This is a genomic window from Roseobacter litoralis Och 149 (assembly GCF_000154785.2).
GTDB classification, from domain to species: Bacteria; Pseudomonadota; Alphaproteobacteria; order Rhodobacterales; family Rhodobacteraceae; genus Roseobacter; species Roseobacter litoralis.
On record NC_015728.1, the window covers coordinates 1 to 26,387 of the forward strand.

Sequence of the window (26,387 nt, forward strand, 5' to 3'; positions counted from 1 at the left end):
GCCGCCCGCTGAAAAAATCGTTGTGGATAACCCACTTCCGCTGTAGTCACAGTTTAACGAAAGAAATCGCGATAAAAGCGATATTAGGCGAGGCGGCAGGATGGCGACAGCACCATTCCGGCAAGATACAGGCGAGTTGGCCTTCGATGAAATCATTCTCCAGCAAGGAGAACTGATTTCCGACCGACTCAATATCTTGCGTCAGGAACAATACCCCCCCGATGCCCAGAAGGGTCTGCGGCAGTTTTCTCTCGCCGAGGTGGCCTATTTCCTCGGCGTCACGCAGTCGACGATCAAGAAGCTGCATCTGGAGGGCAAAGGGCCGGAGCCACAAACCTCGGCCTCTGGGCGGCGATCCTATTCCGCAGCACAAATGCTCGAGCTGCGCGCCTATCTCGATGCCCATGGCCGTCCGGGCAAGCGGCGTTACCTGCCCCACCGCACCGAAGGCGAAGATCTGCATGTTATCTCCGTCGTCAACTTCAAGGGCGGCAGCGGCAAGACAACGACCGCTGCCCATCTGGCGCAGCACCTGGCGCTCAAGGGCCATCGCGTGCTGGCGGTCGATCTCGATCCCCAGGCCTCGCTCACCGCATTGCACGGGATTCAGCCTGAATTAGACTCTGTTTCCTCGCTCTATGAGACCCTGCGCTATGACGCGGAGCGCCAGCCGATCAGCGCAGTCATCCGCTCCACGAATTTCCCAAACCTCGATATTGTCCCGGCCAGCCTCGATCTTCAGGAGTACGAATACGACACGCCGGTGGCCCTCACGAGCCGTGACCCGTCCGAAGGCCGCGCCTTCTTCACCCGCATCTCAAAAGCGCTGGAGGAGGTCGAAGACCGCTACGACGTGGTGGTAATCGATTGCCCGCCCCAGCTTGGATATCTGACCCTAACCGCGCTGACAGCCTCGAGTTCGGTGCTGATCACCGTGCATCCCCAGATGCTCGACGTGATGTCGATGAGCCAGTTCCTCCTGATGCTGGGCGGTATCCTGCGCACCATCCGCGAAGCCGGGGCCGAGATGCGGCTCAAATGGTTCCGGTATCTCGTCACGCGGTTCGAACCCACCGATGGGCCGCAAAAGCAGATGGTCGGCTTCCTGCAGGCAATGTTTCCCAACCAGATGCTCGAAGCGCAGATGGTGAAATCGACGGCGATCTCGGATGCCGGGATCACCAAGCAGACGCTTTACGAGGTCGAGCGGGCGCAGTTCGTGCGGTCGACCTATGACCGCGCGATCACCTCTCTGAATGCCGTCAACGACGAGATCGCCGGTCTCGTGCATCAAGCCTGGGGGCGAGAAGGCCCATGAGTTTGACAGCCGTGCAGATGCGTTTTGACAGCCGTGCAGACAGGGGGCGCCGTGCGCCGGAAAGGAGGGCATCATGGCCAGAAAAGACCTGTTGAAATCCGTGATCGGGCAGCCGACCGACCCGCCGGTCGATGGGGGCCGCTCGAGCTATGCGATGCGGGGTGCTTCGAAGTCCATGAAGGTCTCGATCGACAGTCTCGCCGAAAACTCCAAACGCCTCCTCGAAGGCGAAACCATCGTCGAGATCGATCCCGCCCTGATCGATGCCTCCTTCGTCAATGACCGGCTCAGCGGTGATGACGAGGCCTTCGAGGAGTTGAAAGCCTCGATCGCATCAAGCGGGCAGGACACGCCGGTCCTGCTCAGGCCGCATCCGGAGGCCGCCAATCGCTACATGGTCGTCTTCGGGCATCGCCGGGTGCGTGTCGCGCGCGCGCTCGGACGGCCGGTCCGCGCCGTGGTCAAGGAGATGGACGATGTCGCCCATGTGCTGGCGCAGGGCCAGGAGAACACGGCCCGGGCCGATCTTTCCTTCATCGAGAAGGCGCTTTTTGCCAGGAACCTGCATGATCTCGGCCAGGCCAAGGAGGTGATCCAGCAGGCGCTGACCATCGACGGCACGCTCTTGTCGCGCATGCTGTCGGTCGCGGGGACCGTGCCGGGCCATGTCATCGCCGCGATCGGACCCGCCAAGCAGATCGGGCGCGACCGTTGGGAAGACTTCAAGAAGCTGATGGCGGTCAAAAGCAATGTCGCGGTGGCCGACCGTATCCTGGCCACGGAGGGGTTTGACCAGCTCGACAGCGACACAAAGTTCGAGATTCTGCACAGCAAGGTGACCGAGGCGGGCAGGGCACCCCGGCGCCGGGCGGCGAAAGCCACCCCGGCCAAGCGCACCTGGACCGCCGGAGAGGGTCGGATCAAGGGCGTCATCGGACGCGCGGGCCGCGCCTATACCATATCGCTGACATCCAAGGATTCCGCAGGCTTTGGAGAGTTTCTCTCGGAGAACCTCGACCAGCTCTATGCGGAGTATCTGTCTCAATCGGAGGAGACATCGACATCATGACCTGAGGCAAAAGAAAAGCCCCCAAGCCGATCCGGCCCGAGAGCTTATCCAAATAGATTAGACACCTTCTGGATACCGCTCCCGCGAATCACTGTCAACGAAAGAACGTCGTTTTGGCGCACGGGACTCTTTTGCCTCCACAAAACCGGAGGTGAGATACAGGCATGACACAGAGCGGTTGGCGCAAGCCGACGCCGGCTCTCGGGACCGCGGATCAGCTGGCCCGAGACGGCGAACAGATTTCCATTGCCAAGACACGCAGTGTTGTCGCGGCGAAACGTGTGGGGGCCCATATCGGGCTGAAAGCGGCGGATCTTCTGCTGCTCGATACGCTTGCGGCCTTTACCCAGCCCCAGGATTGGGAAGAGGGGCGACGACCCATCGTCTGGGCGTCGAACGCCTATCTGATGGAGCGGACCGGGTTTTCCCTGTCGACGCTCAAACGCCACGCCCGGCGCCTGGCGGAGGTCGGCGTGATCACTTTCCGGGACAGCCCGAATGGCAAACGCTGGGGCCGCCGCGATGCCGATGGTGTGATTGTCGAGGCCTACGGGTTCGATCTCGCCCCCTTGAGCGCCCGGGCCGCGGAGTTCGAGGCAGTGGCGGCCGATCTGGCGGCGGAGCGCGCGCTCTGTCAGCGTCTTCGGCGTCAGATCACAATTGCCCGGCGCAGTATCCGAGCGCGTCTCGAGGCGGCGCTGGAGCGCCAGGAACACGTGCCGGGGCTCCGGAGCCTGCAACAGGCCTTCGAGGCGCTTCTGGCATGCCTGCCGGGCCCGCGTGCGGGGGCCGACATGCTTCAGCGACTGGTTGATCGCTTCGCTGATCTGCTGTCGCGGGCCGAGAAGGTGTTTCTGCGGGAGGTAAAACCTGTGGGTCAAAGTACCGAGATGATCGAAGAAAGAAAAAATATGGACCCCAGGGAGGTCAGTTCCGGACCTCACATACCAATTACAAAACAACTTCATCCTGTAATTCGTAATTCCTCAGAAAATGAGGAAGCGGCAGCCGAACCGCCCGGACCGGCACAGCCAGCGCCTGTGGCACGGACAGCGTCGGACAGTGGGGCAGGGGAGGCGAACAAGCCGCAGGTCGGGATCGAATTGGGAACGATATTGCAAGCCTGCCCGGAATTTACCTCCTGGGGACGCAATCTGGGCGGCTACATCCGTGATTGGCGCGATTTCGTGCGGGTCGCCGGTGAATTGCGGCCAATGATCGGCATTTCAGAACATGCCTGGGTCGCCGCACAGGAGCAGATGGGCAAACCCGCCGCTGCGGCTGCATTTGCCTTGGTCTTCGAGAAGGTCCATTCAGGCGAGGTCAACTCGCCGGGCGGATATCTGCGGGGCATGGTCGAAAAGGCCGGGGCAGGGGAGCTGCATCTGGAGCGCAGTTTCTTCGGTCGGCTGAGTGAGATGGCGGCGTGAGACGGGGCTTCGCCTCTCGAAGTCCTTGCAAATCTTCCACGAGGTGGAATAAATGCAAGGTATGATCGTGCGCAATCACCTCAAACGGGTCGAAGACGCCCTCGATGCCCAGGCGGGGGTCGTCCTCCTCGGGCCGCGTCAGGTCGGCAAGACCACGCTCGCCCAGGACATCGCGGAGACCCGCGAGGCGATCTATCTCGACATGGAGCGGACCGCGGACCGGCGGATCCTCGAGGAGCCCGATCTCTATCTCGATGCGCAGATGGGCAAGCTGGTGGTGATTGACGAAGTGCAGCTGATGCCGGGGCTGTTTGGTGCCCTTCGGGGGCAGATCGACCGCCGTCGCCGGGCCGGGCACCGCACCGGGCAATTCCTGCTCCTGGGGTCGGCCTCCAATACGCTGTTGCAGCAAAGCGCAGAATCGCTGGCAGGCCGGGTCAGCTATCACGAACTGACGCCGTTCACGCTGGATGAAGTGGGGCAGGGGGCCTTGCAGGGGCTCTGGCTGCGCGGCGGCTTTCCCGACAGCTTTCTTGCCCAGTCGGACCGGGCCAGCCTGACCTGGCGCGAGGATTTCATTCGCACCTATCTCGAACGCGACATCCCGAGCTTCGGCCTGCGCATCCCGGCCGAAACCTTGCGGCGGTTCTGGACCATGCTGGCCCATGAGCAGGGCGGGCTCTTGAATGCGGCAAAGCTGGCGGCGGGGCTGGGTGTCTCCGGCCAAAGCGTCGCGCGCTATCTCGATCTGCTGGTGGACCTGATGCTGGTGCGACGGCTGCCGCCCTGGCACGCGAATACCGGCAAGCGGCTGGTGAAATCGCCCAAGGTCTACATCCGTGATGCGGGCCTGACCCACGCGCTCTTGGGGATCGAGACCGCGGAAGCGCTGCTCGGTCATCCGGTGGTCGGCGGCTCCTGGGAAGGTTTCTGCATTGAAAACCTGATTGCGGCGGCCCCGCGAGGCACGGAAGCCAGTTTCTATCGCTCCTCGGCCGGGGCCGAGATCGACCTGATCCTGAAATTGCCCGGCGGCGCGCTTTGGGCCATTGAGGTCAAACGCACGACCAGCCCCAAGGTCACCCGCGGGTTCCACATAGCTGCAGACGATCTCGACGTGGCGGAGCGGATTCTGGTCTATGCCGAGACCCGCGAGGTGCCGGGGCAGGGCGGTCTGCGTGCCATGCCGCTCTCGGCCGCAATCGACCGGCTGCGCGCGCTATAGGAGCGCGTCTCCGCCTGGGTTCCAGGCCAATCCGCGGCCCAAGCGCCGATGACACGGGGCTGATCAATCCTCGACCCGCCTGCCAGCTGCGCCTTCCGTCAGGTCCCCCGTGCGAGCAGGGGAGCGCGGGCGTGACAGACGCCGCCGCCAGCGCAATGGCCTGCCCGCGCCGGTCGCGGACGCTCCCCCGTGTTGACCATGCGCCGTCGGCTCACGGCGTCCGTCCTGCCTTTTCGCGTCCCGCACGAGGGACCTGCCGAAAGGAGGACATCATGGCAAAACGACCCGACATCTACACCCGCGTCACCGCGAAGATCATCGCCGATCTCGAAGCCGGGACCCAACCCTGGCACAAGCCCTGGAACACCGAGCATCTTGCGGGGCGGGTTTCCCGACCCTTGCGGCACAACGGGGTCGCCTATCGCGGTCTCAACATCGTCCTGCTCTGGATCGCCTCGGTCGCCAAAGGCTTCGCCGCGCCGACCTGGATGACCTATCGTCAGGCGTCAGAACTCGGCGGCCAGGTGCGCAAGGGCGCGAAGGGCGAGTTGGTCGTCTATGCAGACACCTTTCGCAAGACCGAAACCGACGCCGCCGGTCAGGATCGTGAAGTCGCGATCCCCTTCATGAAAGGCTACACGGTTTTCAACGTCGACCAGATCGAGGGCCTTCCCGAGGGGTTCTACGCCGTCCCGGAGCCGATACTCGACACAGTCGAGCGCGATGCAGCTGCAGACGCCTTCTTTGCCGCGACAGGGGCCGACATTCGTCACGGGGGAACCCAGGCCTATTACGCCGTTGAGCCGGACTACGTGCAGATGCCGTCCTTCGAGACTTTCCAAGACCCGGAGAGCTACTACGCAACACTCGGTCATGAGATCACCCACTGGACCCGCCATCCCGATCGCCTGGACCGGAGTTTCGGTCGAAAACGCTGGGGCGATGAAGGCTATGCGCAAGAGGAGCTTGTCGCGGAACTGGGCGCTGCGTTTCTGGCCGCCGATCTGGGATTGTCGCCGGAACCGCGCGCGGAGCATGCCGCCTATATCGATCATTGGCTTCGCGGTCTTCGGAGCGACACGCGATATATCTTCCAGGCCGCGGCCCATGCGCAGCGTGCAGTCGATTTTCTGCATGATCTGCAACCGGATCGGGACGAGGCCGTCGCTTAGGCGGTCGCAAGACAGACCTGCCTAAGGGTTCGCAGGTGACGGTTACGGACCTTCATCGCGCCAATAATCGGTGGCGGCAATGCGGGACTTAGTGAGCTTTCGCTGCGGCTGCGCCAAGGGCTGCTTTAACAATCATCTCTGGCTCAGAGCGTCCAACGCCAGATGAATAAGGCCGTGCTTTGGAGCATTAGCTGGCCAGGTTGCGAAGACATCAATAGCGCGTAACTTCCAATCGGGCAGAACGTAGCTCATTGATCCGGCTTCCACGTCTTCACTGGCCAGAAAATCTGGAACGATTGCAAGCCCCGCGCCCGCACGGGCCAGACGATAGAGCGCCTGGGCATCGTTTGCAAAGATGTGCGCTTCTGGTTTGATGGTTGCTTGAACGCCGCCAGATTTTCCAAACTCCAAGGGCACGTTTTGCGCAGGTGTCAGAGCCAGCCAATCCCAACCAATCAGGTCCTTTGGATCATCGGGGCCCGGTCGCAATGAGAGGTACTCAGCAGAGGCGACCAACTTACGCTCGACCGAAAAGAGTTTGCGTGAAGTCGCAGTGTTCTTCGCCTTCGGCCCCATTCGGATCGCAATATCAAAGCCGTCATCAATGAGCGCACGACGTGTGTCTGAGAAATCCAGAAATAGTTTGATCCGAGGGTATGTTCTGGAAAAGGCGGCGATTTGCTCTGTGAAATTCGATTGCGACAGGACAGAAGGAATGGTGACACGAAGCTCACCGCTTGGCGCACTTGCGGAAACAGACAAATCAACCAATTCGCCTTCGACGGCCTCCAGCATCTTGTGAGTCGCGGCCAGCAGCCTGTGACCCTCCGATGTCAGCGTCAGCTTTCGGGTCGAGCGATAGATCAATGCGACCCCAAGGATTTCTTCAAGCTGCGAGACGTGGTGGCTGACCACCGACGGTGACAGCCGAAGTTCCCGAGCCGCGCCTCGGAAAGATCCGTGATCAATCGTTTTGGCGAAGATGGCCATCTGGCGAAGTCGATCAATCATTATGTAAGTAATCCGAACGGTTAAATTTGTTTATCCCATCTTATGATTGTATCTGGATTTGTCCATCTTGGATGCACAGCGCTCGCAACCCCGTGAGGCATAGTCATTTATCGACCAGGAGACATATCTATGAACGCGTTCCGAACAACTCTCGCAGCGGCCTCACTTGGCCTCGCATCCATCGCAACGAGTGCCGCAGCCGACGACACAGCCACTGTGCAAGCTGTCTACAACCTGCTGAGCAATCCCGGTTCCGAGGCGCAAGTGGCCGCATTTCTCAGCGCAACCTCAGAGAACTGGGAGAGCATTGGCGACTACTCCGACGAGAATGAGGGTCGCGATGGCTTCGTCGGCCAGATGGGTTTCTTCAGCCAGCTCATTCCCGACCTCGACTGGTCCGTACAAGCCATGCATCAGGACGGTGATTTCGTGACCGTTCGCAGCCGTGCAACGGGAACGCCGACGGGCCCATTCCTTGGTGTTGATGGTGAAGGGCGCAGCTTTGACATCCTGACCATCGATATCCACGAGCTGGACGATGGCGTGATTATCCGCACCTATCACGTCGAAGACTGGGCCAGCGCCTTGCAGCAGCTTTCCGGCCAGTAATCATCACCCAAGATTGGATTATCCCTATGGATAGACGACAACTTCTCACCGCATCGGCAGCCGCCGCAACGGGGCTCGCCCTTTCTGCGCCAGCAAGCGCGCAAACTGCAGATGATGAGACCCAAGCATCTTTTGATACGGTCATGGCCTTCATGGGGGCCATGGGCGGCGGAGACATGGACAGCATGGGCGGGCTTATGGCGGATGACATGGTCTGGCAAAACGAAGGCGACCCCGACCTTCCATGGATCGGCACGTGGGAAGGCAAGGAGACGATCTTTGGTTTCCTCGGCACATTTTCGCAGAATGTTCAGGTGACTCATTGGGAAAACCAAGATGCCTTCGCCTCTGGTGATACCGTGGCCGTGTTTGGTCGGATGAAAATGTTGCTGACTGGATCAGGCGCAGAAACGGAGGAGTTCACCTTTGCTTTGCGGGCCAAGGTGCGCGACGGTCAGGTCGTGCTTTGGAACTGGTTCGAGGACACCTACGCTGTGAGCCAAGCCTTTCACGCGGCCTAAGTCACTCTCAATCAACGCTGCGGCCGGGATCATAAGGATTTAGATGTGACGACGTTTCCAAAACTGTGTTTGATATCGGCCGTCGCTTCCATGCTGGTTATGGTTGCGCCTGCACTCGCCCAAGACAGTGCCTTCCCAATGCGTGAAGCCCCTCGGCCTGAGACAACGAATGGGGTGCCGCATGTGCAGATCGATGTGCAGGCAATCCCTGAACTATCAGAAGAAATGCTGCGTCAGGTCGCAGAGTTTCCCGGAGTTGTGCTCGGGGCGACCCGCGTGTCTCTCCCCGGTGCCGTCGGATTTCAACTTGGGAGTGATGTCCCAATAGCCCAACCGCAAGCCATTGTCGGGGGCCGCGAGTTTGCGCATCTTCATCCTGATGGCAGCCTTCATGCGTCGCTCCACCCGGACACAGCTCGCGCCGCAATAGATGCTGGTTGGGCCGTGGCACATCCGTGGGCCGATCAACGCGCAGGTTGGGAAGGGTTCGTAATGATCTACACCCCGACCACCGAAGCCGAATTGGACGTGGTGCTTAAATTGGTGCGCGGGTCATACAGCTTTATTACAGGCGAGTTGTTGCCCGAAACATAACGATGGCAGCCATTGGTGCAACGTGAAGCATGCGTCAAAGTGGTCTCTTTCCGAACCTTCGCCGCAACAAGGGCTAAGGTCGGTATGCGAGACATATACCTTTTTGATCAATTGAGATTGCTGCTGACAGAAACATCCGATCTTGGCCTATCAATGCTCCCGCTCGCACAGCTCGTGGTCGGCCAAGGATGTTAGCACGTAGCAGTCCTCTGACACGCCTTCGCCATCACACCCTTTAGTGATACGGAGTAACTCTTTCTCCAGCGCACGGAGCCTTCTGATCTTCGCCCGGACATCCGAGAGTTGCGCGGCCGCGATATCGGTTGCCGCCTGGCAGGACCGGTCGGGATGGTCTTGCAGCTCGATCAGCGACGAGATCGCTTCAATCGAAAACCCGAGGTCGCGTGCATGCCTGATGAAGCTCAATCGTTGCAGACCCGCCTGATCGTACCGTCTCTGGTTGCCTTCGGTGCGCTCGGGCGCGGTCAGCAGGCCGACAGTCTCATAGTAGCGGATGGTCGGAACCTTGACCTTGGTGCGTCGTGAAAGCTCGCCGATGGAGAACATCAGAATATTCCTTGAACCTCTAGTCGCTAGAGACATTATCCTGTCTGGGACAACGAATCCAGAGGCTCGCCATGTCCCGTGACCATCTCTCCGCAACGCCGCTTCTCGATTTTAAAGCGCAGTCTATTCAAGGGCTGATTGCCGCGCGTGGTTGGTCTGCCCTCGCGACCCATGACCGGGTCGGGGTCGTCTATGATTTTGTCCGCAACGAAATCCTGTTTGGCTACAATCGCGCCGATGACATTCCGGCATCCGAGGTGCTGTCTGACGGGTAGCCGTAGTTACCGGGAGCCTGCCCAAAATAGGTTGCCTTGAGGGCCATGTTCTCTCGCACGATCACGGCCATGATTTCCTGCCCCAGACGTTTGATCTCGGCTGCGGCCTGTTCGAGCGTCGGTTGATCGGGCGCGTGGACGGCGATGGACAGGTGATGATCGCCGAATGCAATGCGCCCTGCTTCCTGGTCATCGGCCGCTTCCATGAGTTGATCCCGCAAGGAGACTGCCGCATCATCGGCCGCGCGCATCTGCCGAACGATCCGTTGAATCCGTTCTGCCATGATATTGGTGGGGATCGGCGTGAAGGAATTCGTCAGCACGACATCAAGCGGAAGGTCGAGACCGTCAAACAGAGAGACATCGGTCAGTGCAGGATAGCTCTTGATGCTGAAGAGGGCCCCATACCGTGTCTCACCCGTCGTGCCACATGTGATCCGAGCCGTATCTGCGTCAAAAGTCGCTCGGCAGGACCCAAGCGCGTAGGCCAGGGGCAGGGGGGCGTTTGGTCGGGCAATCGGGGCGTATTGGCCGGTGAGCAGCGTCGCAAGAAACCCGAGCCATTCGCCGGTGGTGTTGTCGAGACGAACAGGTTTTGCAGGCCCAAGCGCAGTCTCGAAGAATCCGGCCACTTCATCGAGTTCCCGCGCGCGACCCGCGCGGTCTTTCATCCAGGTTCGCTTGGCAAAGGCGTTGAGCAGCGGGACCCGTGCCCCGATCTCCGGACGTCGCAAGATGCTCAGATAAAGCTGCGGTTTCTTGGGCGCGAGTTGCGCGATGTGAGCTTGCCAGCGTCGGTCGATCTCGGCTGCAAAGCCGTCACGTTGTACAGGAGGCAGCGTGAGGTTCTGGGGAACAAATATGCGGTGAACATAGAAGCCGTAGAGATTGCCTGTTTGCGCGATAACCGCCGCGACCGCGCGTTTCATGGCATCGAGATCGATGTCCGGTGTCGTCGGTGCCGCAAGTCCCTCGAGGCGGAGCGTGGCCATCAGATCGCCCTCCCGCAAGACCATGACGTCGGGTTCGGCGAAGGCGACGTAGGGCAAATGCTCGGCGAGATGGCTCTCGCGTGCCAAGGCTGGGCCGCTGGTTTCAATGACCGCCGGGCTGGGCTTTGCATATTTCATCCCGTTAAGCGCCATAGCTGTCTCCGCCGTGAAGCGCTCGATTGCGCGTGCCGCGCACCGTGCCGTAGGAGACGCGCAGAACTTCGAAGAAATGCGGCTCCTTGTCGGCAACAAACCAGAGGACAGGATAGGCGAGCGCACCGACCAGAAAGAAGACCGGTGACTTCGTCCAGATAAAGGGCAGGACCACGCCAAGCGTGAGCACGACGAGATATCCGACCGGCAAGCCGAGATATTTCGGTGGGCGGGCCAACCCGAGAAAGAGAGGGGATCGCATGGCCATCAGGTAAACCCGTCAACGATGGTGCCCGCGGAGAAGATCAGGACGATCCCGATCACCACGGAGGCGAACCATCCCCAGTTGAGCCGCCCCATCATGCACATGAAGCCAGTGCCGATGACGGCGAGCGTCGCGACCGCGATGCCGATTGGGCCGGTGAGCGCCGCTTCGATTGTCTCGAGCATTGTCTGGATGGGCGAGAGGTCCTGGGCAAGGGCAGGGGAGGCCCATAAGGCCAGAAGGCCAATGATTGGAGGTAGGTATCCTGGAGGCAATCTTCGCATCGGTTTCCCTCGTTTCAGGTCTTACTTCAGGTCGAGCACGACGACGGGACGCGTGGCGTCGCGCATCGTCGGTCCGGTCAGGTCTTGCGTGGCTGCGCCGGAAAGGCGCGCTCGAATGCGATGCACCCGGGCGATGTAGTCGCGTGTTTCCGTGAAGGGTGGCACGCCCCCGTATTCTACGACGCGATGCGGCCCGGCGTTGTAGGCGGCCAGCGCCAGATCGACATCGTTGAAGGATTCTAGCTGCGCCAAAAGGTACCGTGCTGACCCGTCGAGGTTCTGCGCGATATCGGTTCTGTCCACGCCAAGGTCGTGTGCGGTGGCGGCCATGAGTTGGCCGAGACCATAAGCGCCTTTGTCACTGATGGCGTCAGGGCGATAAGCGCTTTCAGTTTCGATCAAGGCGCGGAATAGAGCCAGCCAGTCATCGGAGCTGATCTCGAGTGCTCGTAGGGCTCGGTTGCGTTCATGTCTTGAAGCTGTCGCATGAATGGCCGCCAGCACATCCGACGGGGCCGTGGTCGTAAAGTTCTGAGAGTGTGTGGGCGGGGGGTTCTTGTCTACCTGGCCGTGAACCGTCCAGCCGTCAGTTGTTCTGACGCTTCCGTCCGCTCCGAAGATCATCGCCTCCGCCGGGAGCGTCGAAGGGGATAGAGTAGTCGCTGTCAAAACACAGAGTGCGACCATCGCCGAACTCGTAGTGATGTTTGAAGAGGCCGGGCCAGATGTTGAAGAGGCGGGGTTCTGGTCCGTAAGGTCCGAACCGTGTGGAGACGAGGATCGCCTCGGGCTCTCCTTCGCGCAGGTAGACACACTGATAGCGGGGCTTCCCATCGTCCGTGAACTCGACAAGCTCGTACCGACAGCGGAAGTCGACTCCCGACCCGATGAGGTCCTTCACCCCATCAATAGTAATCAAGATTTGGTCTCTTGCGATCGGCACCGGACTCCCCCACTGGGAGTCCTTCTACAATCGGCAGCATTCCGCAGAAAGCCATCACTCTGCAATATATAATATTGCGCAATACGTATTTTGAGCGAGAATTGGCCTAGTCACTCCAGGAGGCCGATATGAGACACACCCGCCTTGCGTCACTGGTTCTCGCAGCCGGGCTGACGGTCGATGCCCAGAAAGCCCGTGCCTACGATATGGATTGCGCCATCATGCTGTGTATGGCCGGGGGGTTTCCGTCGAGTGCTGTGTGTTCAGCCGCCTATGCCGAAATGATCCGGCGGATTACGCCTTGGCCGAGCCGGCCACCCTTTGGGGTTTGCACCTATGCTGCCGTTCCGGTTGCTTTGGGCGGACCGCGGGGAGAGGATGCTCTCGATATTTCGACACCGGACTACGAATGGCTGCGCCGAACGCGCGTGCTTTGGTGGCGCGGTCGATCTTATGAGCCGCGCGATGAACCACGTCAGTGGGACTGGTCCATCAGATCCTGCGATCATGAAAACAAGAACTGTCATTACATCGTGCGCGTCTACGGCTCACATTCGCCTTGGCCGGCTTCGTTCGCGTCGGAAAACGGTCAGGACATCCCGACACCTGGCTCGGGTGGGCTTTGGACCTTCTATAGCCGCGCCGTCATGATGGAGTATGGCGATTACGACGGCGCCATGGATTACACCGATTGGGTCAGATACTGAGGCGTCGTTCGGCAACTAAAGGTATTCGATATCGGCACGGGCCTGCGCCGCCAGTTTCGACAGGCCATGCCGGGTCAGGTCGAGCAGGAACTCGGACGGCGTCATCGGCGGGTTTTCATACCTTTTTCTCACGCGGCGGAGTGCACGGGCGCCGCCAGATGGATACAGGTCGTAGGTATTGGCGAGCATGTCATCCGAGCCGAGCGTTTCAACGCCATACTCGTCGAGAACTTCGCTTGGGAAGTCTCGATGGTTTTCTGTCACAATAACCTGTGCCGAGCATCGAATCGCCGCCGCGAGAACGTGTCTGTCGTCCGGGTCCGGCAGGTCCAGACCAGCAATCAAGGGCTGGTATCCGGTCACGAAGCATTCTTCGAAGGTCTCTCTGATGGCGGCTTCCTGCTGGCGAACGCTCTCTTCGAGATGTGGTTTGAGCGCGATCAGGTTGCGTGTCCATTCGTCGAGAATCTCATCGGTGACCCTGGCCCGAAACAGGCCTTCTTGTGTGAACGTTAAGAGGACGTCCCGAACCCGGAACGGAAACAGGACGTTGGCATCGAGGACAACCACGAATGGGTTGGCCACAAAACTCATGCGTTGTCGAACTCCTGACCCAATCGCGCAAGGTCGCGCATCGCCTGCTCCTGGCGCCGCTCTTTCTCTTCCCGGTATTGCATGAGCGCCATCAGAGGCACGCGCCGGTGCTTGCCCACCTCTTCAAATCGGATTTTCCCCTCCTTGAGCAACTTCGTGAGATGAGGGCGGGATACGTTCAGCATGTCAGCGGCTTGTTGGGTTGTGAGCATGGTGCCTACCGGAACCAGCGTGACCATGTTGCCATTGCTCACATGGCCGAGCAGTTCGATGATCAGTTTTCCAACCTCTGGCGCGATGGAGACCGGATCGCCGTTCTCTCCCGAGACTTTCAAGCCTCCGTCCAGCTCCATAGCCACGGCGATGGCCGTTGCGGCATGCGCGGCACTGTCGATTTCTTCCGGGGTCGGCGGGCGCTCCATGAGGCCGCTCTGGGCTGGTCTTTCCGCGGTATCGGCCATGGTTTTTCTCCTCGGTTCACCCCCTTAGATGTACCCAGGGAGTCACGCATGCAAGAGAAATAAACGGAATAAGTGAAATAAGTGTAAAGATTTGATAGACGGGTCGCGCCATAGGATGTAGACAAAACAGGAACAGAATCGCCTTACGGAGCAGTATCATGGGCAAGAACACGAAACGCACCTCGCGGAAAGTCGCATCGCAGGCAGCGGCCACGCTAAGCGACCCGAACGCCTCCGCAACCGCCAAGAGCCTGGCGGCATCGGCGCTGGCGCAGTCCGGGACTGGTAAACAGACGGGGGCGGCGATGGAGGACAAAGCCTCCAAGGTCCTGCAAAGCGACAAGTACAGCAGTGACACGAAATCGTTGGCAGGAACGGTTCTCTCGCAATCGAACAAGGCGCGCTAGACTAGGCGGGTCCGGATCTATCGAGATCGATATCTCGTTCGATGATATTGACTACGCAAATCTCCTCGGGCCTTACGAGCCAGACCCGCGTGCGGTCGCCAGTGTTCCAGAGATGCTCTTGCCAGACGACAAGTTCTGACCCGTTCACGATTGCTACGCCTTCGCGCACGGGCACGCCTTTGAGCGGACGATCATCCACCCGCCATCCCGGAGCAGGGTGTCGTCCGGCCTCCTAGCTGCGGGGTTTGAGAAGTTCCGAAGGATCGATGTTCAGAGCTTGGGCGATCTTTTCGAGCGTTGTCAGCGAGGCGGAATACTTGGCGTTTTCGATCTTGCCGACATAGCCGCGGTTCACACTTGCACGATGCGCCAATTCCTCCTGACTGATGCCCTTGGCGCGCCGGGCATCTTGAAGATTCAGACCTACTCGTTCCTTCAGATTCATGACCGAAGCTCGGCCATGATGTGGCGTATTTAACCACGCAATATACTATACATTCGACGATGAAGCGGCTGATACTGTGTGATTTTCGGTTTCTAAAGGTGTCGATCAAGCTCGCCATTTGGTTGAATAAGATAGCATGGTGACTTCATGCAGCGAGGCGGTGTGGTCCTGTTGGGCAAAGTTTTGCCCATCGTCGCGGCTGAGGCAGGGATGGGCCGAGCGGGCATTCCGAGTCTGATAAGGTTTATTATGTAAAGAGTTTGGAAGTATCAGCCATCTTTCCTTGGCAATCAAAATATCCTGACTTGGGTTCCCACTTCTGCCAGAGCAAAAAGTTCAGCAATGTGCTCGTTGTAGAGCCCAATACAGCCGTTTGATGATTGCCGACCGATTTTGCGCGTGTCACCGGTTCCGTGCACCCGGTAATACTGCCACGACAGATAAAGTGCGTGTGTTCCAAGCGGGTTGTCAGGACCCGGCGGCCAATAGTCAGGCCATTCAGGGTTACGCTCTTTCATTGATGGAGTGGGCCGCCAACTCGGCCCCTCCACCTTCCTTATAACCTTTGTATATCCTCGGCGGGTCAACTCTTCCGAGGCAGGGACACTCGACGGGTAGAGTTTGTAGACACTTTCGTCTTCCGACCAATACTGGACTGCACGCGAGTCGATGTCGCACAAAATTGCACCGTGCTGAAGGTTATCGAAGTGGTCTTGCCAGGGATCCGCGCTAAAGGACGAAATATTTCTGCGTACCGCCGAGGGCTCCTGCTCCTGAGCACGGAGAAGGGAAGGTGTTGCCAGAAGTCCGATCATAGTTGTCGAGACGAACTGGCGTCGTGTTTTCAGTGTTTTTGTCATATGCCTTGCCTCACTCTTTTGTTGGCTGACGGATACGACCTCTAGTAGCTGGAGGTTCAACTGAAAAACGATGACGTTCTCGTGAGGCAGCGAGTTTACAGGTATCGACGCGTTTCAGCGCAATAGTCGCGATACTTGGAGCCGTATTGTTCATGCAGCCATGGCTCTTCCGCGAGCGGGGCAAGAGCCAGCGCGGCAACTCCAACGATGACGATAGCCCAAACCCAAGGTGAGGCGAAGAGAAGACCACAGCCTATCAGGATGGCCATGTCGGCAAGGTATTGCGGATGCCGAGAGAAACGGTAGAGACCCGAAGTGATCAGCTCGTCTTTCGCACCGCTGGTGGCTTTCAGTCCAATGCTGAATGCCCCCCACCAGACGATCAGATTTCCGGTTGCGATCAAGAACGGCCCGACCGCCCAACGGAGTGCGTTGGCCATAGAAGCGGATTTCCAATCCAAGATGCCCAAACCGATCACCGCCCCAAACACGGCCAATGTGAGTCCCCATGCAATGTTTGGTATGACTGAATGCTCTCTGTTTGGAGGCCAGATGCGCTTGGACGGGCGGGCGATCGACCAAAGGAGCGCACCAATCAAAACCAGACCGGACAGCAGGCCAACGACCACTAGTATGCCTTGGGCAATCGTCATGAGCGGTGTCCGAACACCTGCGCCTCCTGATGCGCATTGTCGCTCGCTTCGAATTCAAGCGTGGAATGCTCGATTGAGAAACGTTCATGCAGCACCGATTTGACGTTTTCTTTAATCTTGTCGGCCTCACCCATCCGTTCGCGTTCGACGACAATATGGCAGTCCAATGCCGCAGCGTGCTCCTGCATTTGCCACAGGTGGACATGATGCACGTCCACAACGCCATCGACACTCTGGATCGCTCTGACCACGTCATTTCCATCAATATCTGGTGGGCTCCCAAGCATCAGGGTTCGAATTGGGCCCCCTATTTCGGTGAAGGACAGATACAGAATATAGAGTGCGATCCCGATGGTGATGGCCGGATCAACCCAACGCATATCATAAAGTATAATGAGCGTCCCGCCGACTATGACGGCCACTGAAGCCAACGCATCCGAAAGGTTGTGGAGAAACAGCGCGCGGATGTTCACGCTCCCCTTCTGCATCGAATAGGTCAGCATTGCGGTCAGCGTGTCGACCACAAGCGCGATTCCACCGAGAATGACGACGGTCCACCCCATGACTTCGGGTGGATCAATCATGCGCATGCCACCTTCGTAGATCAGATAGAAGCCGATCACGATGAGGGTGGTGTAGTTGATCAGGGCCGCGACGATTTCGACCCGACCATAGCCGAAGGTCATGCGCTCATCGGCTGGGCGGCGCGCGATCTTGCGTGCGGCGAAGGCAATGACAAGCGAGGCCATATCGGAAAAGTTGTGCAGCGCATCGGCGATCAGTGCCAGACTGCCTGACAATATGCCCCCGACGATCTGCGCAACGGTAAGAAGCCCGTTCGCCCAGATCGCAATGGCAACCCGCCGATCGCCGGAATCCGGATCGATATGCGCGTGCCCATGATCATGCGGCATTGGCAGGCTCCTCATGCGCGTGTGTCGCGCGTCGGTCAGTCTTCAGGCGGCCGCTGCGGAAACCACGTACGCGCGCATTCATCCAGTGGCGTATGATATGACGGTAAAGGGCACCACGCAGCCATCCAAAGGATTGCCCATGGGACAAATAGAAGGTGTCCGGCGTATCAAACACGCCGAAATCCTGCACGATACCGGTTTTCTGAATGTAGGTATCTTCTCCGTTCCAGTCGACGGGAGGCGCGCCAAGGCAATCCGTGCCCGCGCCATAACCGCAGAGACTGTCCGTGTCCGGGAACGACGTTTGCAGGACTTTCAGGAAAGCGTCATCCAGAATGAAGCCTTCGAGGTTGATCCAAGCCCCTTGAAATTCGATCTCTACCCATGAGTGGAGAATTTCCTGCGGAGCAAGCGGATACACCAACTCTGGGACAGCACCGCGCTGCAAGCCTTTGTGGATCGTAAACCCATGCAACCGGCAACGAATGCCAACACCACGCAGCAGGGCCATCAAGAGCGTGCCTTTGGTATTGCACTGCCCGTAGCCGTCGGAAAGCACTTCGGATGCGGGGATGTCGTCAGCTCGATTGTATCCGAACGCGATTTCATTCCGAACGAAATCATAGGCAGCTCCGATCCGATCGTATTCGGATAAGCCGCGCCAACTGCGGTTCTCAATTAGATGCGCAAGAGGCGCGGCATCAAAATCCAGTAGTTTGGTGGGTACAAGTAGGGGGTCGGTCATCTGCAACGGGTCGCTCCTCGAATCGTCTTGGAACAAGACTAATTGCTATAGTCACTGTAGCTTCAACCCTTTGCTCAAAGATTTTTGATTTTTGCCCCAACTTTTGAATTATGCCCCGATTTCCTCGTGCTCGGTCAAGCATTCCGAATGGTCCCGCAACACCTCAAGCACCTTGCAATCTCCCGTCCGCCCGCCGCTGCATTCGTGAACCATGCGTTTCAGTTCCGTGCGCAGCGCCTTCAGGCGGGCCATGCGCTGCTCCACCTGTTTGAGCTGGCGACGCGCGATGGCATCTGCCTCGTCGCAGGGGCGGTTGGGATGGTCGCTGAGGTCGAGCAGCTCGCGGATCGCATCGAGCGAGAAACCGAGTTGCCGCGAATGGCGGATGAAGGACAGTCGGTCGAGCTGTGCATTGTCGTAGCGCCTCTGTCCGCCTTCCGTCCTGCCAGGTTCGGGCATGAGTCCGATCTGTTCGTAGTACCGGATGGTCTGCACCTTTGTGCCAGTTTTCTTTGACAGAGTACCGATCGTGAGCATTTTCGCCTCCATGAAAAAGATACAGTTTGTGTAGGTTTTGCCGTCGGAATAAACAAGTGTCGGATTCACAGACGCGTGAGTTCAAGCTATACCATGATTTCGTGCTTGAACCTCTAGCGGCTAGAGGATGTATCCGCACATGCAATAAGAATCAAAAACAGGCGAACAGGATTGTCCCTTACATCGGCACAGAAGTTTCTTTGGGTTTTGGCAGGCGTGGCAGCGCTTGCCTTCGTATGGCTCTTGCTATGGTCCGATTATCGTGCCGATAGCGCCCGAACTGACGCCGAGCCGCCTTTTTTCGCTGAGTTCGAACTGACGGACCACCAGGGTATGGTTCAAACGGAGGAGGACTTTGCGGGGCGTTGGATGCTGGTTTTTTTCGGCTTTACCAACTGCCCCGACGTCTGCCCGACGACCCTATCTGAGGTCGCGGCGGTGATGGAGGGTCTGGGCGACGATGCCGCCAAGGTCCAGCCGATTTTCATAACAATCGACCCTGAACGAGACACGCCCGCAGCACTCGCCGAATACGTCCCGCTGTTCGATGCGGGCATCATCGGGCTGACGGGCACGCCGGAACAGATCGCCGCCACGTCCGAGACGTTTCCAATCTTCTTTGAGCGCGTCGAAGAGGCCGCAGCGCCGGATGGTTACACGATGGGCCACACGTCGCATCTGTTCCTCTTCGATCCCGACGCGGGCTTCGCCGACTCGTGGCCCTACGGCACCTCCGCCGAAGAGATCCTCGCCGATCTGGAAGAGAGGATCTGACCGAAATGAACCGCATATCCGGAGAAACAGCCCTCGGGCTGGCGTGGATCATCGCACTCGTCGCCTCGCTTGCCGTGCTTTTTATCGGCGAGGTGCTGGGGCAGACGCCCTGTTTGCTGTGCTGGTTCCAGCGCGCCTTCATGTTTCCCTTGGCCATTGTCCTCGGGCTCGGCCTTTGGTGGCGGGACGGCCGCGTGGGGCGCTACGGCATCGCATTGGCGCTTGGCGGCGGCGCAATCGCCCTCTGGCACATGGGGCTGTACGTCGGTCTTGTTCCCGAACGCATCCAGCCCTGCACGGCCACCGGCCCCTCTTGCACCGATGACAACCAACTGGTCTTCGGCATCCCGATCCCGCTGATGGCGCTCGCCGCCTTCGCGCTGATCGGGGCGCTGTCGGCCCTTTCATTGAAGGACACACGAACATGAACCGACGCGGCCTGATCCTGTCCGTTCTCGCCCTCGGCGTCGCCGGTTTCGGCGGAGCCACCTGGTTTGCAACCCGCCCCGGCCCGGTGGCCGAAGCGGAGCCTGTTGCGCCGGAACTCGCGGACGCGATGATCCGCCCCTACTCGCCCATCCTCGGGCCTGCGGAAGCGCCCGTCACGATCGTCGAATTCTTCGATCCGGCCTGCGAGGCCTGTCGCGCCTTTCATCCCATCGTGAAGGACATCATGGCCGAGCATGGGGATGCTGTCCGCGTCGTGATCCGCTACACGCCCTTCCACGGCGCGGCATCCGAGGAAGCGATCCGCGTGCTCGAGGCGGCGCGCATGCAGGACGTTTACGTGCCGGTGCTTGAGGCCGTTCTGCGGGAACAGCCGAGATGGGCGTCGCACGGTGCCCCGGCGCCTGGCCTGATCCTTCAGATCGCCGCCACGGCCGGACTCGATGCCGAGGCCGCGCGCACGCAAATGCTGGCACCCGATGTCGTGGCGATCCTGAACCAGGATCGTGCTGACGTCGAGACCGTGGGAATTCGCCAGACGCCCACATTCTTCGTGAACGGCAAGCCGCTCGATCCATTCGGAGAGGCAGAATTGCGTCGTCTGGTGGCTGCCGAAGTCGCTGCCGCGCAAAGCTGAATAGAAAGGGCAGGATCAGAACGATGAAAAAGTATATTTTGACCAGCACACTGGCGGCGCTTTTGACCCTTGGAGGGTTCTCAGCGCCCGCGCTGGCCGGACTCGAGTATGTTGTCGTCGAGAACGCGTGGTCCCGCGCCTCCATCGGGATGAACCGTCCCGGGGCCGCTTACATGACGATCCGCAACACTGGCGACGAGCCAGTGACGCTGATCGGCCTTACAACACCGCTCGCGATGATGCCCGAAATTCACGAGACGAAGACAAATGCCGAAGGTGTGAGTTCCATGAGCCCGGCGGGGGAGATCGCGATCGCCCCGGGCGAGAGCGTCGCGCTCGAACCGGGGGGCCTGCACGCAATGCTGATGCGGCTACAAGAACCGATGACGGAAGGGGACACCTTTCCGCTGACCCTGCTTTTCGACGACGGAGGCGAAGTGACGGTCGAGGTGCCGATCCTTGGAATCGCCGCGCGGGGGCCAGAGGACTGATGCGGCGACGGGCGATCCTGGGGTACGGGGCGGCTGGTGTCGGGGCGGTCGCCCTGATGCTCTTCGTCGGTTGGTGGCAGGTCGATGGACCCGGTGGACCCGAACCTGTCGGGCAGCGGCCTGTGGCCCTGACCGAGATGGATTTCCGTCTGACGGATCATGAGGGCAACGCGGTCGGGCCAGAAACCCTGATCGGTCGCCCGACGATGGCGTTCTTCGGCTTCACCTACTGTCCCGATGTCTGCCCGACCACGCTCTCGGACATTTCGGGATGGCTCGACGATCTGGGAGACGAGGCCGACGAAATGAACGTGGTTTTCATCACGGTCGATCCCGAGCGCGACACTGTCGAAACGATGGCCGAATATGTCGGCTACTTCCATCCTGGGATACGTGGCTGGACGGGACCGGAAGAGCAGATCGCGCGCGTCGCGGACGGCTTCCGCGCCACCTACGAGCGGGTGCCGACGGAGAGCGGCGATTACACGATGAACCACACCGCGAGCGTCTTCCTGTTCGCAGCCTCTGGGCGGTTCGTCACCATGATCGACTATCACGAACCCAGAGAATTCGCGGTGCCGAAAATTCGCCGCGCGCTAGCAGAAGAAATGGAGGGGGCGACATGAGGCTCAGAACTTTGGCGGCGGGTGTCGCAATTGCGGGGACGGTTTCGGGAGCGGCTATCGCCATCTCTGATTTCATGTCGAAAGAACCCGTGCCGCCGGAACTTGCCCAGGCAGGTAGCTGGATGCCCCAAGGTCCTGAAGCCCCTAGAAACGTTGAAATCCTCGTGACGCTGCCCGCGACGGCATGGGCAGAGGATGCACCCGACCTCGGCCCCCTACCCCTTCTGCAGGTCGCGTTTGCCGACAGGCCGGTAAGGGCGATCGAGCCACCGCTGTCGACGTGGTCGCGCGACATTGCACCTGGCGAGACGCTCGATTTCTTGCTGTCCGAAGCTGGACTTGCGGCACCTGACAGAGCCGAAGTTGCCCTCGCGCTTGGCGCGGAATACGATCTGCGACGGCTGCGGCCGGGGCACTCGGTCACTGTCGCTTCGACCGTGGACGGCAGCCCCCGCACCGTCTCACTCGCCGTCGAGGACGGGGTTCGGATCGAGGTGGTTTTCGGCGAGAAGTTGTCCACGCAGGTCGTGGCTCCGGATCCGGAGATCGTAACCCTTGCCGGCGAAGCGGTGATCTACAGCTCGATCTTCGCGGCACTCGACGAAGCCGGCATACCCGCCCGTTTTTCCGTGGACCTTGCGCAGATGCTGGGTGGGACCGTGGACTTCCGCCGCGAGTTGGCCGGTGGCGAGACACTAAGGCTTCTCTGGCGCGAGGCGCGTGTGGGCGAGGACAGGATCGGACAGCCCGAGCTCGCCTTCGCCGCATTGGAGATCGGCGGTTCGCTTTACGAGATCGTATGGCCAAACGACGGCAGCGGTCAGGCGACGATCTACGTCGATGGCGAGGTGCTGCGCGTCTTCGCACAGCCGGTCGAGGGTGCGCGCCTCAGCTCGGTGTTCGGACGCCGTACGCATCCGGTCTTTGGCAACGTCCGGATGCACACCGGCGTCGATTTCGCAGCGGCACGTGGGACACCGGTTCAATCGACGGCACCGGGGCGGGTCAGTTTCATCGGCTGGCGGGGCGGCTATGGTCGAGTGGTCGAAATCGCCCACGGCTCCGACACCATGACGCGCTACGCGCATCTGAGCGCCGTGCCGGAAGACCTGGCACAAGGCCAACGCGTTGCGGCGGGAGATGTGATCGGCCGCGTCGGCGCGACTGGTACGGCGACAGGTCCGAACCTGCACTACGAAGTCCTCGTGGATGGGCGCCCGACTGACCCCCTCGCTGACGACCGGCTCGCCGAAGCAGCCGAGAGCGAAGCGGATGATACCGCCGCGCTCTCGCGTCTGGCCGAGGCGCGCGCGCTTCTGAATCAAAACCTCGGCAGCGAGATTGCCGAAACGACAACCGAAAGGCTCTGACCCATGAAACGTATGACCCAAGCTCTTGCCATCACGCTCGCCCTGTTCCCGGCGGCACAGGCCCTCGCAGAGGCAACGGCGATCGACGTCCGCAAGACGAACGGTTGCGGCTGCTGCCTCTCGTGGATGAACCATCTCGAAGAAAACGGGTTTGCGCCGACGGGCGAGAACATGTTCGGTGGGTCGTTGGTTCGCTTCAAGCTCGACAACGGCGTGCCGCAGCGCATGGTCTCCTGCCACACCGCGCTCATTGATGGCTACGTGATCGAAGGCCATGTCCCAGCCGCTGACATCCGCCGCCTTCTCGAGGAGCGCCCGGACGCCGTCGGCCTCGCCGTTCCGGGGATGCCCTATGGCTCGCCCGGCATGGGGCCAGAAGACGACCGCGAGGCCTATGATGTCTTCCTCATCCGCAAGGACGGGTCGACGGAAGTCTTTTCGAGCTACGCCGAAGGATAATCTGGCCCGCCCATGGAAAATCTGTCTCCGATAATGCTCGGCTTTCTCGGAAGTCTCGCTGCCGGTTCGCTCACGGCAGTCGGGGCAGCTCCCGTGCTGTTCGGGCGCATCCCGTCCCGGGCCACGCGCGATCTGTCGCTCGGCTTCGCTGCCGGTGTCATGCTGTCAGCCTCGTTCTTTTCGCTGATCATCCCGGCATTGGATGCGGCAGAGCCAATGTTCGAAAACGGCGCGATGCCTGCGGCCATCGTATGCGTCTCGATCCTTCTGGGCATGGGGGCTGTCGCGCTGATGAACGAAAAGCTGCCGCACGAGCACTTCAAGACGGGACGCGAAGGGCCCGAAGCGGCGTCTTTGCGGCGGGTCTGGCTGTTCATCATCGCGATCACGATCCACAACTTCCCCGAAGGCCTCGCGGTCGGGGTCGGCTTCGGATCCGGAGGTATGGAGGGCGGTCTGCCGCTCGCCATCGGCATCGGGCTTCAGAATGCGCCCGAAGGATTGGCCGTCGCTGTATCTCTGCTGGGCGAGGGATATCCGAAGCTGCGCGCCTGGGGCATCGCGGCGCTGACGGGCATGGTCGAGCCGATTGGCGGCCTGCTCGGGGCCGGGATCATCACACTGTCGGAACCGCTGCTGCCTTGGGGTCTGGCCTTTGCCGCGGGAGCGATGCTCTACGTCATCAGCCACGAAATCATCCCTGAAACCCATCGCAGCGGCCATCAGAACAGGGCAACGCTCGGGCTGGCAGTCGGGCTCGTTCTGATGCTGTTCCTTGATGTCTGGTTGGGATGAGGCAATGTCACTAAACAAGGTATCTCCGGTTATCGGCGTCTTCGCGGCGCTTGCTGCGTTCGCGATTGATCAGATCACCAAAGCCATTGTCGTTGCGAATTCCGCCACTTTAAGCGCCGGGATTTCCGTGTTTCCGCGATTCAACCTCGTCTTTTATCGTAATGACGGCGTGACTTTCGGGATGCTGGGCGGCGCGCCGTGGTGGAGCCTCATCGCTCTCGCTCTTGTCATCTGTGTTTGGCTGGGGATTATGCTGTTTCGCGCCGACAATGCGGTCGAAACGCTTGCCTATGGCGCGATGATTGGCGGAGCCCTGGGCAATGTCATCGATCGTGTGCGGTATCGGGCTGTAACAGACTTTCTCGATTTCTACATTGGCACAACACATTGGCCTGCCTTCAACTTGGCCGATGTATTTGTCGTCAGTGGCGTGGGGCTCTTGCTCGCCGCGCCATGGATCAGCGCGCGGCGTTCGATCAAGTCGTGAAGCCGGAAATTCTGAACCGCATCGCTCTGCGCCACCGTTTTCTTTCGCGGATGACGCTTGGTTTCGTCGCCGGGGCGCTGACCGTTCTGACTTTCCCGCCTTTCTCGCTTCTCTTGCTTGTTCCCATTGCCTATTCCGCGTTGTTTGTCGGTCTTCGCGATCTCTCCTTCGGGCGCGCTTTCCTCGTCGGCTGGGCATTTGGTCTTGGCCAGTTCGGTTTCGGGATTTCGTGGATTGCAGAGAGTTTCTACGTCGAGGCCGAGCGGTTTGGGACGATGGCGATCCCGGCGGTCGCGGGATTGTCCGCAGGTCTCGCGATTTTCCCAGCCATTGCCGCCGCGCTTTTTGCCGAAATCGCGCGGCGCGGAGCCATGGGCAGTCTCTTGGCCTGCCTCCTGTTCGCGACCTCCTGGACCGCTGCCGAGTGGTTGCGAGGTCACGTTTTGACAGGATTTCCGTGGAACCTCGCCAGCTACGCTCTGGTCGATTACGCCGCTTTTCGCCAGCCCGCCGCCTGGGTCGGAAGCTATGGGTTAAGCTTTCTCACCGTGTTCGTTGCGGTACTCCCCGGCGCGGCTGCCATGGCGTCCGGGCGGCAACGATTGACCATCTCGCTCATGGCGCTGGCCGGCATAGCGACGATGTGGGCTGTCGGCACGCTTCGCCTCCAGTCGGATGCACAACAGCCATCCGGTGTCGACCTGCGCATTGTCCAAGGCAACATTCCACAAGAGGAGAAATGGGCGCCCGAGAACCGCGAGGCGACATTCGCGCGCTATCTTGAGCTTTCAACCCGGCGCGGCGATTTCGACGTTCTTCTCTGGCCGGAAACCGCCTTTCCGGGTTTCCTCGATGAGGATACGGAGGCGCAGACCCGCATTGCCGCTGCGCTACCAGAAGGCAGCGTGCTGCTCACCGGGGTGCCGGACCGGGTACCGAGCGAGGATGGCACCCGATATTTCAACACGGTCCAGGCTTTTGGCGCGACCGGCGGAATCCTGACCGGATACGCGAAACACCATCTCGTACCCTTCGGCGAATATGTGCCATTCCGCGGCTGGTTGCCCATCGAGCGGCTCACGGCGGGTCTGGGCGATTTTACGCCCGGACCGGGCCCGAGAACGCTTGCGCTTCCGGGTGTGCCGCTGGTCGCCGTGGCGATCTGCTATGAGATCATCTTCCCAGGGCATGTGGTCGACGACCTGTTCCGGCCGGACTGGATTTTGAACGCGACAAACGATGCCTGGTTTGGCACCAGCATCGGACCCGAGCAGCATCTGGCTTCCGCACGTATGCGCGCCGTAGAGGAAGGCCTTCCAGTCATCCGAGCCGCGAATACGGGCATCTCTGCGGTCATCGACGCGAGCGGAGAGATCGTTGCGCGGCTCGATACCGGCGAAACGGGCATCATCGACGCTAGCCTGCCCTCCGCGCGACCGCCGACACTCTACGCGAGCTTCGGGGACTGGATGCTGTTGGCGCTCATCTTGGCTTCGTGGAGCTGGGCAATGGCGCCAATGCGACGGCTCACTACCGCCGCATGAGAAAGA

36 protein-coding genes and 1 pseudogene are annotated in these 26,387 nt (G+C 60.2%); 21 read left to right on the plus strand and 16 right to left on the minus strand.

Annotated features, from left to right (window positions below):
• Positions 1-100: 100 nt before the first annotated feature.
• The 5 genes from repA to RLO149_RS22090 all read left to right on the plus strand — a co-directional run bounded on the left by repA (position 101) and on the right by RLO149_RS22090 (position 6,214).
• Entirely contained in the window at positions 101-1,318 is a 1,218-nt protein-coding gene (repA, locus tag RLO149_RS22070) for a plasmid partitioning protein RepA (RefSeq protein WP_013959840.1), read from the plus strand.
• 73 nt (positions 1,319-1,391) lie between these two features.
• The gene (gene repB, locus RLO149_RS22075; RefSeq protein WP_013959841.1) at positions 1,392-2,387 is read left to right on the plus strand and encodes a plasmid partitioning protein RepB; all 996 of its coding nucleotides are present in this window, start codon (positions 1,392-1,394) and stop codon (positions 2,385-2,387) included.
• Positions 2,388-2,551: 164 nt separating this feature from the next.
• Positions 2,552-3,817, plus strand: a complete 1,266-nt coding sequence (gene repC / locus RLO149_RS22080) for a plasmid replication protein RepC (RefSeq protein WP_013959842.1) — start codon at positions 2,552-2,554, stop codon at positions 3,815-3,817.
• A gap of 61 nt (positions 3,818-3,878) precedes the next feature.
• Positions 3,879-5,042 carry an ATP-binding protein gene (locus tag RLO149_RS22085; protein ID WP_044025813.1) on the plus strand — a complete coding sequence of 388 codons (1,164 nt, stop codon included), beginning with the start codon at positions 3,879-3,881 and terminating at the stop codon, positions 5,040-5,042.
• Between the two features lie 272 nt (positions 5,043-5,314).
• Positions 5,315-6,214 (plus strand): ArdC family protein, encoded by a 900-nt coding sequence (locus RLO149_RS22090; RefSeq protein WP_013959844.1) that lies wholly within the window; start codon positions 5,315-5,317, stop codon positions 6,212-6,214.
• A 132-nt stretch (positions 6,215-6,346) separates the two neighbouring features.
• Here RLO149_RS22090 and RLO149_RS22095 read toward each other — a convergent pair whose 3' ends face one another.
• Positions 6,347-7,225, minus strand: a complete 879-nt coding sequence (locus RLO149_RS22095; protein WP_013959845.1) for a LysR family transcriptional regulator — start codon at positions 7,223-7,225, stop codon at positions 6,347-6,349.
• 129 nt (positions 7,226-7,354) lie between these two features.
• Here RLO149_RS22095 and RLO149_RS22100 point away from each other — a divergent pair, with 129 nt between their 5' ends.
• Genes RLO149_RS22100 through RLO149_RS22110 form a run of 3 tightly spaced genes read left to right on the plus strand, consistent with a single transcriptional unit; the run spans position 7,355 to position 8,949 of the window.
• Positions 7,355-7,834: an ester cyclase gene (locus RLO149_RS22100; RefSeq protein WP_013959846.1), complete on the plus strand. Its 480-nt coding sequence runs from the start codon at positions 7,355-7,357 to the stop codon at positions 7,832-7,834.
• A 26-nt stretch (positions 7,835-7,860) separates the two neighbouring features.
• Positions 7,861-8,355, plus strand: a complete 495-nt coding sequence (locus tag RLO149_RS22105) for a nuclear transport factor 2 family protein (protein ID WP_013959847.1) — start codon at positions 7,861-7,863, stop codon at positions 8,353-8,355.
• Between the two features lie 45 nt (positions 8,356-8,400).
• A complete protein-coding gene (locus RLO149_RS22110; protein ID WP_013959848.1) occupies positions 8,401-8,949 on the plus strand; it encodes a luciferase domain-containing protein in 549 nt (182 codons plus the stop codon).
• A 150-nt stretch (positions 8,950-9,099) separates the two neighbouring features.
• Here RLO149_RS22110 and RLO149_RS22115 read toward each other — a convergent pair whose 3' ends face one another.
• Positions 9,100-9,516: a MerR family transcriptional regulator gene (locus RLO149_RS22115; protein ID WP_013959849.1), complete on the minus strand. Its 417-nt coding sequence runs from the start codon at positions 9,514-9,516 to the stop codon at positions 9,100-9,102.
• A 71-nt stretch (positions 9,517-9,587) separates the two neighbouring features.
• Here RLO149_RS22115 and RLO149_RS23345 point away from each other — a divergent pair.
• A pseudogene (locus RLO149_RS23345) lies at positions 9,588-9,788 on the plus strand (transglutaminase); the annotation flags it as partial.
• On the opposite strand, the gene RLO149_RS22125 reads toward RLO149_RS23345, so the two are convergent.
• The 5 genes from RLO149_RS22125 to RLO149_RS24590 are packed head-to-tail and all read right to left on the minus strand — an operon-like array spanning position 9,740 to position 12,428.
• Positions 9,740-10,936: a VirB4 family type IV secretion/conjugal transfer ATPase gene (locus RLO149_RS22125; protein ID WP_013959851.1), complete on the minus strand. Its 1,197-nt coding sequence runs from the start codon at positions 10,934-10,936 to the stop codon at positions 9,740-9,742. The pseudogene RLO149_RS23345 and the gene RLO149_RS22125 sit on opposite strands and share 49 nt — an antisense overlap.
• Positions 10,926-11,204 carry a VirB3 family type IV secretion system protein gene (locus RLO149_RS22130; protein WP_013959852.1) on the minus strand — a complete coding sequence of 93 codons (279 nt, stop codon included), beginning with the start codon at positions 11,202-11,204 and terminating at the stop codon, positions 10,926-10,928. Before RLO149_RS22130 ends, RLO149_RS22125 begins: the two co-directional genes overlap by 11 nt.
• Complete coding sequence (locus tag RLO149_RS22135) at positions 11,204-11,485, minus strand: TrbC/VirB2 family protein (RefSeq protein ID WP_013959853.1); 282 nt, start codon at positions 11,483-11,485, stop codon at positions 11,204-11,206. Before RLO149_RS22135 ends, RLO149_RS22130 begins: the two co-directional genes overlap by 1 nt.
• Positions 11,486-11,506: 21 nt before the next feature.
• Positions 11,507-12,109, minus strand: a complete 603-nt coding sequence (locus RLO149_RS22140) for a lytic transglycosylase domain-containing protein (RefSeq protein WP_013959854.1) — start codon at positions 12,107-12,109, stop codon at positions 11,507-11,509.
• The gene (locus tag RLO149_RS24590) at positions 12,072-12,428 is read right to left on the minus strand and encodes a hypothetical protein (protein ID WP_013959855.1); all 357 of its coding nucleotides are present in this window, start codon (positions 12,426-12,428) and stop codon (positions 12,072-12,074) included. The genes RLO149_RS22140 and RLO149_RS24590 overlap by 38 nt, the downstream gene beginning before the upstream one ends.
• Positions 12,429-12,556: 128 nt before the next feature.
• Here RLO149_RS24590 and RLO149_RS22150 point away from each other — a divergent pair, with 128 nt between their 5' ends.
• The gene (locus tag RLO149_RS22150) at positions 12,557-13,135 is read left to right on the plus strand and encodes a hypothetical protein (protein WP_013959856.1); all 579 of its coding nucleotides are present in this window, start codon (positions 12,557-12,559) and stop codon (positions 13,133-13,135) included.
• A gap of 15 nt (positions 13,136-13,150) precedes the next feature.
• On the opposite strand, the gene RLO149_RS22155 is transcribed toward RLO149_RS22150, so the two are convergent.
• Together RLO149_RS22155 and RLO149_RS22160 are read right to left on the minus strand one after the other, a co-directional pair.
• Positions 13,151-13,729, minus strand: a complete 579-nt coding sequence (locus RLO149_RS22155; protein ID WP_013959857.1) for a PIN domain-containing protein — start codon at positions 13,727-13,729, stop codon at positions 13,151-13,153.
• A complete protein-coding gene (locus RLO149_RS22160; RefSeq protein WP_013959858.1) occupies positions 13,726-14,190 on the minus strand; it encodes a helix-turn-helix domain-containing protein in 465 nt (154 codons plus the stop codon). The genes RLO149_RS22155 and RLO149_RS22160 overlap by 4 nt, the downstream gene beginning before the upstream one ends.
• Before the next feature lie 158 nt (positions 14,191-14,348).
• Between RLO149_RS22160 and RLO149_RS22165 the strand changes: the two genes are divergently transcribed.
• Entirely contained in the window at positions 14,349-14,597 is a 249-nt protein-coding gene (locus RLO149_RS22165; RefSeq protein ID WP_044025800.1) for a hypothetical protein, read from the plus strand.
• Between the two features lies 1 nt (position 14,598).
• On the opposite strand, the gene RLO149_RS23695 is transcribed toward RLO149_RS22165, so the two are convergent.
• The 7 genes from RLO149_RS23695 to RLO149_RS22195 form a co-directional block, all read right to left on the minus strand.
• A complete protein-coding gene (locus RLO149_RS23695; RefSeq protein WP_148264524.1) occupies positions 14,599-14,796 on the minus strand; it encodes a hypothetical protein in 198 nt (65 codons plus the stop codon).
• A gap of 33 nt (positions 14,797-14,829) precedes the next feature.
• Complete coding sequence (locus RLO149_RS22170; protein WP_044025801.1) at positions 14,830-15,042, minus strand: helix-turn-helix domain-containing protein; 213 nt, start codon at positions 15,040-15,042, stop codon at positions 14,830-14,832.
• Positions 15,043-15,332: 290 nt separating this feature from the next.
• Positions 15,333-15,857 carry a L,D-transpeptidase gene (locus tag RLO149_RS22175; protein ID WP_425357870.1) on the minus strand — a complete coding sequence of 175 codons (525 nt, stop codon included), beginning with the start codon at positions 15,855-15,857 and terminating at the stop codon, positions 15,333-15,335.
• 140 nt (positions 15,858-15,997) lie between these two features.
• Positions 15,998-16,555, minus strand: coding sequence for a methyltransferase family protein (locus tag RLO149_RS22180; protein ID WP_013959862.1), 558 nt, complete (start codon positions 16,553-16,555; stop codon positions 15,998-16,000).
• On the minus strand, positions 16,552-17,469 hold the full coding sequence (locus tag RLO149_RS22185) for a cation diffusion facilitator family transporter (protein ID WP_013959863.1): 918 nt from the start codon (positions 17,467-17,469) through the stop codon (positions 16,552-16,554). Before RLO149_RS22185 ends, RLO149_RS22180 begins: the two co-directional genes overlap by 4 nt.
• Entirely contained in the window at positions 17,459-18,214 is a 756-nt protein-coding gene (locus RLO149_RS22190) for a transglutaminase-like domain-containing protein (RefSeq protein WP_013959864.1), read from the minus strand. The genes RLO149_RS22185 and RLO149_RS22190 overlap by 11 nt, the downstream gene beginning before the upstream one ends.
• Before the next feature lie 108 nt (positions 18,215-18,322).
• Positions 18,323-18,751: a MerR family transcriptional regulator gene (locus tag RLO149_RS22195; RefSeq protein WP_013959865.1), complete on the minus strand. Its 429-nt coding sequence runs from the start codon at positions 18,749-18,751 to the stop codon at positions 18,323-18,325.
• Between the two features lie 171 nt (positions 18,752-18,922).
• Here RLO149_RS22195 and RLO149_RS22200 point away from each other — a divergent pair, with 171 nt between their 5' ends.
• The 10 genes from RLO149_RS22200 to lnt are packed head-to-tail and all read left to right on the plus strand — an operon-like array spanning position 18,923 to position 26,381.
• Complete coding sequence (locus RLO149_RS22200; protein ID WP_013959866.1) at positions 18,923-19,525, plus strand: SCO family protein; 603 nt, start codon at positions 18,923-18,925, stop codon at positions 19,523-19,525.
• A gap of 5 nt (positions 19,526-19,530) precedes the next feature.
• On the plus strand, positions 19,531-19,953 hold the full coding sequence (locus RLO149_RS22205; RefSeq protein ID WP_013959867.1) for a disulfide bond formation protein B: 423 nt from the start codon (positions 19,531-19,533) through the stop codon (positions 19,951-19,953).
• Positions 19,950-20,609, plus strand: coding sequence for a DsbA family protein (locus RLO149_RS22210; RefSeq protein ID WP_013959868.1), 660 nt, complete (start codon positions 19,950-19,952; stop codon positions 20,607-20,609). The genes RLO149_RS22205 and RLO149_RS22210 overlap by 4 nt, the downstream gene beginning before the upstream one ends.
• Positions 20,610-20,632: 23 nt before the next feature.
• On the plus strand, positions 20,633-21,100 hold the full coding sequence (locus tag RLO149_RS22215) for a copper chaperone PCu(A)C (protein WP_013959869.1): 468 nt from the start codon (positions 20,633-20,635) through the stop codon (positions 21,098-21,100).
• Positions 21,100-21,726: an SCO family protein gene (locus RLO149_RS22220; RefSeq protein WP_013959870.1), complete on the plus strand. Its 627-nt coding sequence runs from the start codon at positions 21,100-21,102 to the stop codon at positions 21,724-21,726. Before RLO149_RS22215 ends, RLO149_RS22220 begins: the two co-directional genes overlap by 1 nt.
• The gene (locus RLO149_RS22225; protein ID WP_013959871.1) at positions 21,723-23,096 is read left to right on the plus strand and encodes a M23 family metallopeptidase; all 1,374 of its coding nucleotides are present in this window, start codon (positions 21,723-21,725) and stop codon (positions 23,094-23,096) included. Before RLO149_RS22220 ends, RLO149_RS22225 begins: the two co-directional genes overlap by 4 nt.
• A gap of 3 nt (positions 23,097-23,099) precedes the next feature.
• Positions 23,100-23,555 (plus strand): DUF411 domain-containing protein, encoded by a 456-nt coding sequence (locus RLO149_RS22230; RefSeq protein ID WP_013959872.1) that lies wholly within the window; start codon positions 23,100-23,102, stop codon positions 23,553-23,555.
• Positions 23,556-23,567: 12 nt separating this feature from the next.
• A complete protein-coding gene (locus RLO149_RS22235) occupies positions 23,568-24,350 on the plus strand; it encodes a ZIP family metal transporter (protein WP_013959873.1) in 783 nt (260 codons plus the stop codon).
• Positions 24,351-24,354: 4 nt separating this feature from the next.
• On the plus strand, positions 24,355-24,837 hold the full coding sequence (gene lspA / locus RLO149_RS22240) for a signal peptidase II (RefSeq protein WP_013959874.1): 483 nt from the start codon (positions 24,355-24,357) through the stop codon (positions 24,835-24,837).
• Positions 24,804-26,381, plus strand: coding sequence for an apolipoprotein N-acyltransferase (gene lnt / locus RLO149_RS22245; RefSeq protein ID WP_044025803.1), 1,578 nt, complete (start codon positions 24,804-24,806; stop codon positions 26,379-26,381). The genes lspA and lnt overlap by 34 nt, the downstream gene beginning before the upstream one ends.
• The last annotated feature ends 6 nt before the right edge of the window (positions 26,382-26,387 follow it).